Source organism: Mycobacterium sp. E1747, from assembly GCF_001667775.1.
GTDB lineage: Bacteria > Actinomycetota > Actinomycetes > Mycobacteriales > Mycobacteriaceae > Mycobacterium.
Genome location: NZ_LZJI01000116.1, coordinates 1 through 12,013, shown reverse-complemented (window position 1 = coordinate 12,013; position 12,013 = coordinate 1). Strand labels below are relative to the sequence as shown.

The following is a 12,013-nucleotide window of genomic DNA, read 5'->3' as shown; positions in this document are numbered from 1 at the left end:
CTTTGACTAGTGCCGCCAAAACCGAAACCGGCGACGAGGTACGTCCGCCGGAGATGGTCACGCTGAGCATCGACGGCAACGAAATCAGCGTGCCCAAGGGTACATTGGTGATCCGCGCGGCCGAGTTGATCGGCATCCAGATCCCGCGGTTCTGCGACCACCCGCTGCTCGAGCCCGTCGGCGCGTGCCGGCAGTGCCTGGTCGAGGTGGAGGGCCAACGCAAGCCGATGGCGTCCTGCACGACCGTCGCCACCGACGACATGGTGGTGCGCACGCAGCTCACGTCGGAGGCGGCGGACAAAGCCCAGCACGGAGTGATGGAGCTGCTGCTCATCAACCACCCGCTCGATTGCCCGATGTGCGACAAGGGCGGCGAGTGCCCACTGCAGAACCAGGCGATGTCCAACGGCCGCACCGACTCCCGCTTCACCGACGTTAAGCGCACCTTCGCCAAACCGATCAACATCTCCGCCCAAGTGCTGCTCGATCGTGAGCGCTGCATCCTGTGCGCCCGCTGCACGCGGTTCTCCGAGCAGATCGCCGGGGACATTTTCATCGACATGCAGGAGCGGGGCGCCCTGCAACAGGTCGGCATCTACGCCAATGAGCCGTTCGACTCGTACTTCTCGGGCAACACGGTGCAGATCTGCCCCGTCGGGGCGCTGACCGGAAGCGCCTACCGGTTCCGGGCCCGCCCGTTCGACCTGGTGTCGAGCCCCAGCGTCTGCGAGCACTGCGCATCCGGGTGCGCCCAGCGCACCGACCACCGGCGCGGCAAGGTGCTGCGCCGCCTGGCCGGCGATGACCCCGAGGTCAACGAGGAGTGGAACTGCGACAAGGGCCGATGGGCGTTCACCTACGCGACCCAGCCCGACGTGATCACCACTCCCCTCATCCGCGATGCCGACGGCGCCCTGGTGCCCGCGTCGTGGTCGCATGCGATCGCGACAGCGATCCGGGGCCTCGAGGCCGCGCGCGGGCGCACGGGCGTGCTGGTCGGCGGCCGGGCGACGCTAGAAGACGCCTACGCCTACTCGAAGTTCGCTCGAATCGTGTTGGACAGCAACGACATCGACTTCCGCGCCCGCCCGACCTCGGCCGAGGAGGCCGACTTCCTGGCGGCGCACATCGCCGGCCGGCGCAACGTCAGCTATTCCGATCTGGAATCGGCGCCGGTGGTGGTGCTGGTCGGGTTCGAGCCCGAGGACGAGTCCCCCATCGTGTTCCTGCGACTGCGCAAGGCCGCCCGCAAACGCGGGCTGCCGGTGTACGCGGTCGCGCCGTTCGCCACCCGGGCGCTCGAGAAGATGTCCGGGCGTCTGATCAAGACCGCTCCGGGGAGCGAGGCCGCGGCGCTAGACGGGCTGGCCACCGGCGAGGTCGGCGGCCTGCTGTCCTCCCCCGGCGCGGTCATCATGGTCGGGGAACGCCTGGCCACTGTGCCCGGCGGGTTGTCCGCCGCCGCCCGGCTCGCCGATGCCACCGGGGCCCGGCTGGCGTGGGTGCCGCGCCGCGCCGGCGAGCGCGGCGCGCTGGAGGCCGGCGCGCTGCCCACCCTGCTGCCGGGCGGCCGGCCACTTGACGACGAGGCCGCCCGCGCCCAGATCGCGGCGGCGTGGCACGTCTCCGAATTGCCCTCCGCCGGTGGGCGTGACGTCGGGGGCATCCTGGCCGGCGCCGCCGACGGAACACTGGGCGCCCTGCTGGTCGGCGGTATCGAACCCGACGACTTCGCCGATCCCCAAGCCGTGCTGGCCGCGCTGGACTCCGCGGGCTTCGTGGTCAGCCTGGAGCTGCGGCAGAGCGCGGTGACCGAGCGCGCCGACGTGGTGTTTCCGGTCGCGCCGACGACGCAAAAGGCCGGTGCCTTCGTCAACTGGGAGGGCCGCTACCGCCCCTTCGAGGCGGCGCTGCGCGGCACCATCGCGCAAGCCAGCCAGTCCGACCACCAGGTGCTCGACGCGCTGGCCGAGGAGATGGGCGTCTACCTGGGGCTGTCGACCGCCGAAGCGGCCCGCACGGAATTGGCCGGGCTCGGCACCTGGGACGGCGGCTGGGCGTCCGCCCCGTCCGTCTCGACGCCGGAGCCGGCCACGGCCGGGAACCGGCCTGAAAAAGGACAAGCTGTGCTCACCGGCTGGCGGATGCTCCTCGACAACGGCCGAATGCAAGACGGCGAACCGCATTTGGCCGGAACCGCACGCAAACCCGCGGTTCGGCTATCGGCCGACACAGCCACCGAAATCGGAGCCGCCGACGGCGACGCGGTGACCGTCAGCACGCCGCGCGGATCGATCACCTTGCCGCTGATCATCACCGACATGCCCGACCGAGTGGTGTGGCTTCCGCTGAACTCACCGGGTTGCGCAGTGCACCGGCAGCTGGGCGCAACGCTGGGCAGCACAGTGAAAATCGGAGTGAATTCATGACGAGCTCCCTGTCCGCATTCGGACACGACACATGGTGGCTGGTGCTGGGCAAGGCGTTGGCCATCTTCGTGTTCCTGATGCTGAACGTGTTGGTGGCGATCCTGTTCGAGCGCAAGATCCTTGGCTGGATGCAGCGGCGGCCCGGCCCCAACCGGGCGGGACCGTGGGGCGCCCTGCAGAGCCTGGCCGACGGAATCAAGCTGGCGCTCAAGGAGACCATCACGCCCGGCGGGGTCGACAAGTTCGTCTACTTCGCCGCGCCGGTCATCTCCACGATCCCCGCGTTCACCGCGTTTTCGTTCATCCCGTTCGGCCCGGTGGTGTCGGTGTTCGGCCACCGCACCCCGCTACAGCTGACCGATCTGCCGGTCGCGGTGCTCTTCATCCTGGGCCTGTCGGCGATCGGGGTGTATGGAATCGTGTTGGGTGGTTGGGCGTCCGGGTCCACCTACCCGCTGCTGGGCGGCGTGCGCTCCACCGCCCAGGTCATCTCGTACGAGGTTGCGATGGGCCTGTCGTTCGCGGCGGTCTTCCTCTACGCCGGCTCCATGTCGACGTCGGAGATCATCGCCTCCCAGGACCGGGTCTGGTATGTGTTCCTGCTGCTGCCGTCGTTCTTGATCTACCTCATCTCGATGGTCGGCGAAACCAACCGGGCGCCATTTGATTTGCCCGAGGCCGAGGGTGAGCTGGTCGCCGGCTTCCACACCGAGTACTCGTCGCTGAAGTTCGCGATGTTCATGCTGGCCGAGTACGTCAACATGATGACGGTTTCGTCGCTCGCCACGGTCTTGTTCTTCGGCGGCTGGCATGCCCCTTGGCCGCTCAACATGTGGGCGGGCGCCAACACCGGTTGGTGGCCGGTGCTCTGGTTCACCGCCAAGATGTGGACCTTCCTGTTCTTCTACATGTGGTTGCGGGCCAGCCTGCCCCGGCTGCGCTACGACCAGTTCATGGCGCTGGGCTGGAAGCTGCTGATCCCCGCCTCGCTGGTCTGGGTGTTGATCGCGGCCGTGATCCGCACCGTGCAGAACCAGGGGTATGCGCACTGGACCCCGATCCTGGTGGTCAGCAGCATCGTGTTCGCCACGGCGCTGGTGCTGTTGTTGCGAAAACCGTTCGCCACGCCCGGTATTCGCGCACTGGAGAAACAGCTCCGCCGCCAGTCGAAACAATTGCCGGGGCTGGACAGCGCCGCACCGGCATTCCCGACACCGCCGCTGCCGGCGAAGTCCATGAAGTCCCTGGCGGCCGCGAGTAAGGAGAACGCACGTGGCTAAATTCCTGGACGCCGTCGCCGGATTCGGCGTGACGTTCGCGGCGATGTTCAAAAAGAGGGTCACCGAGGGCTATCCGGAAAAGCCCGGCCCGGTGATGCCGCGCTACCACGGCCGTCATCAACTCAACCGCTACCCAGACGGCCTGGAGAAATGCATCGGTTGCGAGTTGTGCGCGTGGGCGTGCCCGGCCGACGCGATCTACGTCGAGGGCGCGGACAACACCGAGGAACTGAGGTATTCCCCCGGGGAACGCTACGGCCGGGTCTATCAGATCAACTACCTGCGCTGCATCGGCTGCGGCCTGTGCATCGAGGCCTGCCCGACCCGCGCGCTGACCATGACCAACGACTACGAGATGGCCGACGACAACCGCGCCGACCTGATCTATGAGAAGGACCGGCTGCTCGCGCCGCTGCTGCAGGACATGCTCGCTCCCCCGCACCCCAGGGCGGAGGGCGCCACCGACAAGGACTACTACCAGGGCAATGTCACCGCTGACGGCCTGCGGCAGGCCGAAAAGGCCGGGGATTCCCGATGACTGGGTTCACGGGCCAGCTCCTGGCTGCGAATCTGGCTTCCGACACCATCGTTCGCACCTCCACCGGTGAAGCGGTGGCGTTCTGGGTGCTGGGCGCGCTGGCGCTGATCGGCGCGATCGGGGTGGTGCTCGCGGTCAACGCTGTGTATTCGGCGATGTTCCTGGCGATGACGATGATCATCCTCGCGGTGTTCTACATGATCCAGGACGCGCTGTTCCTGGGTGTCGTTCAGGTCGTGGTCTACACCGGCGCGGTGATGATGCTGTTCTTGTTCGTGCTGATGCTGATCGGCGTGGACTCCGCGGAATCTCTGAAGGAGACGCTGCACGGCCAGCGCATCGCCGCGGTGCTGGCCGGGATCGGCTTCGGTGTCCTGTTGATCGCCGCCATCGGCTCCGCCGCGACCGGCAGCTTCGCCGGCCTGACCACCGCCAACGCCAACGGCAACGTGGAAGGGCTTGCGGCGCTGATCTTCTCCCGCTACGTCTGGGCCTTCGAACTGACCAGCGCGCTGCTGATCACCGCGGCGATCGGGGCGATGGTGCTGGCCCACCGCGAACGCTTCGAGCGCCGCAGGACGCAGCGGGAGCTGTCCCAGGAGCGATTCCAGCCCGGCGGGCACCCGACCCCGATGCCCAGCCCAGGCGTCTACGCGCGCCACAACGCCGTCGACGTGGCCGCGCTGCTGCCCGACGGGTCGTACTCGGAGTTGTCGGTGTCGCCGATCCTGCGCAGCCGCGGCGCCGACGGCAAGGCGATCCCCTCCCGTAAGGCGAGCCCCTCCCTCTCACAAGGCGGCACCTCGTGAATCCGGCCAATTACCTGTACCTTTCGGCGCTGCTGTTCACCATCGGAGCCTCGGGTGTGCTGTTGCGACGCAACGCCATCGTGATGTTCATGTGCGTCGAGCTGATGCTGAATGCGGTCAACCTGGCGTTCGTCACGTTCGCGCGGATGCACGGCCACCTGGACGGGCAGATGATCGCGTTCTTCACGATGGTGGTGGCCGCGTGCGAGGTCGTCGTCGGGCTGGCCATCATCATGACGATTTTCCGTGCCCGCAAATCGGCGTCGGTGGACGACGCGAACCTACTCAAAGGCTGACATCGCCAATATGGGGCCAACATGACTCACTACACCTGGCTGCTGGTGGCGCTGCCGCTGGCGGGTGCCGCGATCCTGTTGTTCGGCGGCCGACGCACCGACCCGTGGGGGCACTGGCTGGGTTGCGCCACCGCCCTCGCGGCGTTCGGCGTCGGTCTGAGCCTGCTCAGCGAGCTGCTCGGCCGCGGCGCCGACGACCGGGTCATCCACCAGACGGTGTTCACCTGGATCCCGGTCGGCCAACTGCAGGTTGACCTCGGCCTGCAAATCGATCAGCTGTCGGTGTGTTTCGTCCTGCTGATCTCCGGAGTCGGGTCGCTCATCCACATCTATTCGGTCGCCTACATGGCCGAAGACCCGGACCGGCGCAGGTTTTTCGGCTACCTCAACCTGTTCCTGGCCTCGATGCTGTTGCTGGTGGTCGCCGACAACTACGTGGTGCTCTACGTCGGCTGGGAAGGCGTGGGCCTGGCGTCCTACCTGTTGATCGGGTTCTGGTACCACAAGCCCACGGCGGCCACGGCGGCCAAAAAGGCGTTCGTGATGAACCGCGTCGGGGACGCCGGACTGGCGCTGGGCATGTTCTTGATGTTCAGCACCTTCGGCACGCTGTCCTACGCCGGCGTGTTCTCCGGGGCGCCCGCCGCGAGCCGCGGCGCGCTGACGGCGATGGGCCTGCTGCTGTTGTTGGGCGCCTGCGCCAAGTCCGCCCAGGTCCCGCTGCAGGCCTGGCTGGGTGACGCCATGGAGGGCCCGACGCCGGTGTCCGCGCTGATCCACGCCGCCACCATGGTGACCGCCGGGGTCTACCTGATCGTGCGGTCCAACCCGCTCTACAACCTGGCGCCCGATGCGCAAACCGCCGTCGTCGTCGTCGGCGCGGTCACGTTGCTGCTCGGCGCGTTCATCGGCTGCGCCAAGGACGACATCAAGCGCGCGTTGGCGGCGTCCACGATGAGCCAGATCGGTTACATGGTGCTGGCCGCCGGTCTGGGCCCGGCCGGCTACGCGTTCGCGATCATGCATCTGCTCACCCACGGCTTCTTCAAGGCCGGGCTGTTCCTGGGCTCCGGTGCGGTGATCCACGCCATGCACGAGGAACAGGACATGCGCCGCTATGGCGGACTGCGCGCCGCCCTGCCGGTCACCTTTGCCACCTTCGGTCTCGGCTATCTGGCGATCATCGGCGTGCCGCCGTTCGCGGGCTTCTTCTCCAAGGACGCCATCATCGAGGCCGCGCTGGGCGCCGGCGGCGCCCGCGGTTACGTGCTGGGCGGGGCCGCACTGCTGGGCGCGGGCGTCACCGCGTTCTACATGACGCGCGTGATGCTGATGACCTTCTTCGGCAAAAAACGTTGGGCCCCAGGCATCCATCCCCACGAGGCGCCCGGCCTGATGGCCTGGCCGATGATCCTGCTCGCCGTAGGCTCGGTGTTCTCCGGTGGGCTGCTGGCGTGGCGGGGCACCCTGGCGCGCTGGCTCGAGCCGGTCGTCGGAAAACACGAAGAGGTGACCCACGCCTTCCCGGTGTGGGTCAACACCGCCCTGGCGCTGGGCGTCGTCGCCATCGGGATCGCGGTGGCCTACCGGTTGTACGCCACCGCGGACATCCCTCGGGTGGCGCCGCTTGCGGTGTCGCCAGTCACGACCGCCGCGCGCAGGGACTTCTACGGCGACGCCTTCAACGAAGAGGTGTTCATGCGCCCCGGAGCCGAACTGACCCAAGCGCTTGTCGACGTCGACAACGCGGGCGTGGACGGCTCGGTGAACGCGCTAGCCGCCCTGGTGGGCCGGACTTCGAATCGCCTGCGGGGGCTGCAAACCGGCTTCGCCCGCAATTACGCATTGTCGATGCTGACGGGCGCGGTCCTGGTGATCGCGCTGATCCTGGCGGTGAAACTGTGGTGAACCGCGCCGGCGACGATGCAGTGGGGGCACCACCCGCTTGCGGGGGACGGAGCGATGAGGAGAAGTGGCGCCCATGAATAGCGTTCCCTGGCTGAGCATCCTGTGGCTGGTGCCGCTGGCCGGCTCGGTGCTCGTCATCCTGTTGCCACCGGGGCTGCGCCGGCTCGCCAAGTGGACCGGTCTGGTCTTCGGCGTCCTCACGCTGGCGGTCGCGATCATCGTCACCCTCGGCTTCAAGTCCGGTGGCAGCACCTACCAATTCGTCGAAAGCCATTCCTGGATCCCGACGTTCGGCGCCACCTACTCCCTCGGCGTGGACGGCATCGCCGTGGTGCTGGTGCTGCTCACCGCGGTGCTGATCCCGGTGCTGCAGGTGGCCGGCTGGAATGACGGGGGCGAACGCAGCCCGCGCGGCGTGCACGCCTACGTCGCCCTGACGCTGGCCATCGAGTCGATGGTGCTGATTTCCGTCGTCGCGCTCGACGTGCTCCTCTTCTATGTGTTCTTCGAGGCCATGCTCATCCCGATGTACTTCCTGATCGGGGGCTTCGGCGGCGGTCCAGGCAGGTCACGCGCGGCGGTGAAGTTCTTGCTGTACAACCTGTTCGGCGGGCTGATCATGCTCGCCGCGGTGATCGGGCTGTACGTGGTCACCGCGCAGCACGGATCGGGCACCTTCGACTTCCGCGAGATCGTGGCCGGCGTCGCCTCCGGCCGCTACGGCGCCGACTCCGCGGTCTTCAAGTTGCTATTCCTGGGATTCATGTTCGCCTTCGCCATCAAGGCGCCGCTGTGGCCGTTCCATCGCTGGCTGCCCGACGCCGCGGTCGAGGCGACCCCGGCGACCGCGGTGCTGATGATGGCCGTGATGGACAAGGTCGGCACCTTCGGCATGCTGCGCTACTGTCTGCAGCTGTTTCCGGGCGCCTCAACGTATTTCCGCCCGCTGATCATCGTTCTGGCCGTCATCGGGGTCATCTACGGGGCGATCGTGGCCATCGGGCAGACCGACGTCATGCGCCTGATCGCCTACACCTCCATCTCCCACTTCGGGTTCATCATCCTGGGCATCTTCGTGATGACGAGCCAGGGCCAGAGCGGATCGACGCTGTACATGCTCAACCACGGCCTGTCCACGGCGGCGGTGTTCCTGATCGCGGGATTCCTGATATCCCGGCACGGCAGCCGGAAGATCGCCGATTACGGCGGCGTGCAGAAGGTGGCGCCCATCCTGGCGGGCACGTTCCTCGTCTCAGCTATGGCCACCCTGTCGCTGCCCGGGCTGGCGCCGTTCATCAGCGAATTCCTGGTGCTGCTGGGCACTTTCAACCGATATTGGCTGGCCGCCGGGTTCGGTGTGACCGCGCTGGTGCTGTCCGCCATCTATATGCTGTGGCTCTACCAGCGCATGATGACCGGACCGGTGGCCACCGGCAACGAGAAGATCGGTGACCTGCGCGCCCGCGAATTGGTAGTGGTGGCACCGTTGATCGCCCTGTTGTTCGTGCTCGGTGTCTACCCCAAGCCGGTGCTCGACATCATCAACCCCGCCGTCGAGAGCACCATGACCACGATCGGCCAGCACGATCCGGCGCCGAGCGTGCCGGCCGTCAACCGCGCACCCCGGACAGCCGAAGGACCGCGATGATGACCCTGCCGACCCCCAGCATCGAGTACTTCCTGCTCTGCCCGACGCTCATCGTGTTCGGCGTCGCGGTGGTGGGAGTCCTCGCGGAAGCGTTCCTGCCCAGGCGGGTTCGCTACGGCGCGCAGGTGACGCTGGCCCTGGCCGGTCTGGTCGCGGCGTTCCTGGCGACCGTGGAGGTGGCCGAGTCCATCCCGGCCTCCGGCCGCGCGACCGTGTTGGGCGCCATGGCGATCGACCGGACCACCCTGTACCTGCAGGGCACGGTGCTGCTGGTCGCGGTGCTGGCGGTGATCTTCATCGCCGAACGCACGCAAGCCAAGGCGGAGAGCAAGGTTGCCGCGGGCGTGGGGGCCGCCCGCCCGGCCGGCCTGGATTCGTTCACCCCGCAGGCCTCCGCGGTTCCCGGCAGCGACGCCGAGCGTGACGCGGAGCGGGCCGGAGCCGCGCAGACGGAGCTGTTCCCGCTGGCAATGCTGTCCGTCGGCGGCATGATGGTGTTTCCGGCATCCAACGACCTGTTGACGATGTTCGTTGCGCTCGAAGTGCTTTCGCTGCCCCTGTACCTGATGTGTGGCCTGGCCCGGCATCGGCGCCTGCTGTCGCAGGAGGCGGCGATGAAGTACTTCCTGCTGGGTGCGTTCTCGTCCGCGTTCTTCCTCTACGGTGTGGCGCTGCTGTACGGCGCGACCGGCACGCTGCTGCTGACCGGCATCCGGGACGCGCTGGCGGCGCACGGGGACACCTCGATGGCGTTGGTGGGTGTCGCGCTGCTGGCCGTCGGCCTGCTCTTCAAAGTGGGCGCGGTGCCGTTCCATTCGTGGATTCCGGACGTTTATCAGGGCGCGCCCACCCCCATCACCGGGTTCATGGCGGCGGCCACCAAGGTCGCGGCCTTCGGCGCGCTGCTACGGGTGGTCTACGTCGCGCTGCCGCCGCTGCACGATCAATGGCGGCCGGTGTTGTGGACCATCTCGATTCTCACCATGGCGGTGGGCACCATCACCGCGGTGAACCAGACCGACGTCAAGCGCATGCTGGCCTACTCGTCGGTCGCCCACGTCGGGTTCATCCTCACCGGCGTCATCGCCGACAACCAGGCGGGCCTTTCGTCCACGCTGTTCTACCTGTTGGCCTACAGCTTCAGCACCGTCGGCGCGTTCGCCATCGTGAGCCTGATCCGCGACGCCGACGGCGTCGAGGACGCCACGCTGTCGCACTGGGCGGGGCTGGGCCAACGCTCACCCATTGTGGGCGTGATGTTTTCGATGTTCCTGTTGGCCTTCGCCGGCATCCCGCTGACGAGCGGATTCGTCAGCAAGCTCGCCGTGTTCAAGGCCGCGGCCCAAGGGGGCGCGGCGCCGCTGGTGATCATCGGTGTGGTCGCCAGTGGCATCGCCGCATACTTCTACGTTCGCGTGATCGTGTCGATGTTCTTCACCGAGGCGACCGACGACACCCCGCACGTGGTGGCGCCGGGCGTTCTGAGCAAGGGGGCGATCGCGGTGTGCGCCGCGATCACCGTGGCCTTGGGCATCTTCCCGCAGCCGGTTCTCGACCTGGCCGATTGGGCCGCCCAACTGTTGCACTGAGCTCAGCTCAGGAACGGGCGCAGGGCCAGCACGTAGACCGCCAGCGCCGCCAACGGCGCGGCCAGCGGCAACCACGGTAGTTGCAGCGGAAACGACGTCGCGACCAATCCGGCGAACGTAAAGCTCACGGCCCCAACGACGGTCGGCCAGCTGCCCAGCATCGCCCCGGCCGACGCGCCGGTCGCGTGGCGGCAGACCAGATAAGCGGCCGCGCACAGCCCGGACAGCGCGACGAACACCAGCGGCGGGTCAGACAGCGCGATGGTGGCTACCGACAGCAACACGGCAAGCGTTGCGGCAGGGCGAAATACCGCTCCCCCGGCCACCGCGATCAGCGCCGCCACCCACGTGGCCACCGCCGGCCCGTGCGAGCCGTCGGCGACCAGGCCCACCATCAGCAGACCGAACGCGGCCGAGAACACCGGGGCCAACAGCCGCGGCAGTGTGCCCGCCTCGTCGCTAAACACGGAGCCGTCCCCGCACCCGCCGCCGGCGGTCCGGCAGCACGCCCATGGATTGCTCCAATCCGCCGTCCTGATGCCACAACACGATGTCGACGCCGACGGTGGCCATGTCGCGGTACATGGCGGAGCGCTGCAGCGCCCACATCCGGTTCACCAGCGGATCCTGCTCATCCCCGAACGGGGTGCTGTCGAGGATATCGACGGCGATGACGACATGGCCGCGCCTGCGCAGATCGATCAGCGCGAGCGCGAATTCGGTATCCAGCAACGTGGAGAACGCGATGACGATCGCGCCGGCGGGGACGGCCGCGCGGGGCGCCAAAGTGCCCGTGGTGTTTTCGAATCGATCGCCGGCAGCGAGCACCGTGTCGAGCAACCGATAGAACTGGCGCTGACCGATGTCGGCGCCCAGCCAGCGGGGCTGGTTGCCGCCCAGGGCGACGATCCCGGCGCGATCACCGTGCCGCAAGGCGGTCTGCACGACTTGCGCGGCGCCGCGCACGACACGCTCGGTGGCTGCGGTCGCCGGGCCCGCGGGTTGCCGATAGGTGTCGATCAACACCACCACATCGGCGGCGCGGTCGGTCAGACGCTGCGTGACATGCAGCTCGCCGCGGCGCGCGCTGACCGGCCAGTTCACCGCGCGCAGTTGGTCTCCCGGCACGTAGGCGCGGATATCGGCGTACTCGACGCCGGGGCCGACGTGCCGGGTCAGGTGGGCACCCAGGCGGTCGAGCAGCTCGGTCTGCGGGATCGGCGTCGACTGCGGCGGCGTCAGCGGAAACACGATGACCTCCGCGGCCTCGACGACGGCCGCCCCGGACAGCAGCCCGCCCCGTGCGACGGCGTCCACCCGGGCCCGGATGAAGTACCGGCCCCAGCGTTGCGCCGTCGCGGCAACCGTTTTGGCGTCGCGGGGATCGGCGTCGAGGACATCAAGCTGCATCCCGTCGACGGGCGGAACCGTCAGCTCGACCGCGGAGGCTTCCGTTGCCTCGCCATCCTCCGTCGCCCTAATGCGCAGTCGCGCCCGGTCGCCTTCGAAGCATCGC

At 68.0% G+C, this 12,013-nt stretch carries 10 protein-coding genes; 8 read left to right on the top strand and 2 right to left on the bottom strand.

Going from position 1 to position 12,013, the window contains the following annotated elements:
• The first annotated feature begins 2 nt into the window (after positions 1 to 2).
• From A5695_RS11810 to nuoN, 8 genes are all read left to right on the top strand, one after another.
• The gene (locus tag A5695_RS11810; RefSeq protein WP_068081491.1) at positions 3 to 2,429 is read left to right on the top strand and encodes an NADH-quinone oxidoreductase subunit G; all 2,427 of its coding nucleotides are present in this window, start codon (positions 3 to 5) and stop codon (positions 2,427 to 2,429) included.
• 8 nt (positions 2,430 to 2,437) lie between these two features.
• On the top strand, positions 2,438 to 3,709 hold the full coding sequence (gene nuoH / locus A5695_RS11805) for an NADH-quinone oxidoreductase subunit NuoH (protein ID WP_197515465.1): 1,272 nt from the start codon (positions 2,438 to 2,440) through the stop codon (positions 3,707 to 3,709).
• The gene (nuoI, locus tag A5695_RS11800) at positions 3,702 to 4,247 is read left to right on the top strand and encodes an NADH-quinone oxidoreductase subunit NuoI (RefSeq protein WP_068081485.1); all 546 of its coding nucleotides are present in this window, start codon (positions 3,702 to 3,704) and stop codon (positions 4,245 to 4,247) included. The genes nuoH and nuoI overlap by 8 nt, the downstream gene beginning before the upstream one ends.
• Positions 4,248 to 4,267: 20 nt before the next feature.
• Positions 4,268 to 5,056: an NADH-quinone oxidoreductase subunit J gene (locus A5695_RS11795; protein ID WP_156749593.1), complete on the top strand. Its 789-nt coding sequence runs from the start codon at positions 4,268 to 4,270 to the stop codon at positions 5,054 to 5,056.
• A complete protein-coding gene (gene nuoK / locus A5695_RS11790) occupies positions 5,053 to 5,352 on the top strand; it encodes an NADH-quinone oxidoreductase subunit NuoK (RefSeq protein ID WP_007168303.1) in 300 nt (99 codons plus the stop codon). The genes A5695_RS11795 and nuoK overlap by 4 nt, the downstream gene beginning before the upstream one ends.
• Positions 5,353 to 5,373: 21 nt before the next feature.
• Positions 5,374 to 7,260: an NADH-quinone oxidoreductase subunit L gene (gene nuoL / locus A5695_RS11785; protein WP_068081479.1), complete on the top strand. Its 1,887-nt coding sequence runs from the start codon at positions 5,374 to 5,376 to the stop codon at positions 7,258 to 7,260.
• Positions 7,261 to 7,333: 73 nt separating this feature from the next.
• On the top strand, positions 7,334 to 8,908 hold the full coding sequence (locus A5695_RS11780; RefSeq protein ID WP_068081477.1) for an NADH-quinone oxidoreductase subunit M: 1,575 nt from the start codon (positions 7,334 to 7,336) through the stop codon (positions 8,906 to 8,908).
• Entirely contained in the window at positions 8,908 to 10,497 is a 1,590-nt protein-coding gene (nuoN, locus tag A5695_RS11775) for an NADH-quinone oxidoreductase subunit NuoN (RefSeq protein WP_068081474.1), read from the top strand. The genes A5695_RS11780 and nuoN overlap by 1 nt, the downstream gene beginning before the upstream one ends.
• A gap of 2 nt (positions 10,498 to 10,499) precedes the next feature.
• Here nuoN and A5695_RS11770 read toward each other — a convergent pair whose 3' ends face one another.
• Both A5695_RS11770 and A5695_RS11765 read right to left on the bottom strand, forming a co-directional pair.
• The gene (locus tag A5695_RS11770) at positions 10,500 to 10,892 is read right to left on the bottom strand and encodes a hypothetical protein (protein WP_231974796.1); all 393 of its coding nucleotides are present in this window, start codon (positions 10,890 to 10,892) and stop codon (positions 10,500 to 10,502) included.
• Between the two features lie 64 nt (positions 10,893 to 10,956).
• Positions 10,957 to 12,013, bottom strand: a 1,057-nt coding sequence (locus tag A5695_RS11765) for a DUF58 domain-containing protein (RefSeq protein ID WP_068081468.1), incomplete at its 5' end; no start/stop codon positions are given.

Bases quoted from the DNA above. Each gene is read 5' to 3' on its own strand.
- nuoL (WP_068081479.1), top strand. From the start codon at position 5,374: ATGACTCACTACACCTGGCTGCTGGTGGCGCTGCCGCTGGCGGGTGCC.
- A5695_RS11780 (WP_068081477.1), top strand. From the start codon at position 7,334: ATGAATAGCGTTCCCTGGCTGAGCATCCTGTGGCTGGTGCCGCTGGCC.
- nuoN (WP_068081474.1), top strand. From the start codon at position 8,908: ATGACCCTGCCGACCCCCAGCATCGAGTACTTCCTGCTCTGCCCGACG.
- A5695_RS11770 (WP_231974796.1), bottom strand. From the start codon at position 10,892: ATGGTGGGCCTGGTCGCCGACGGCTCGCACGGGCCGGCGGTGGCCACG.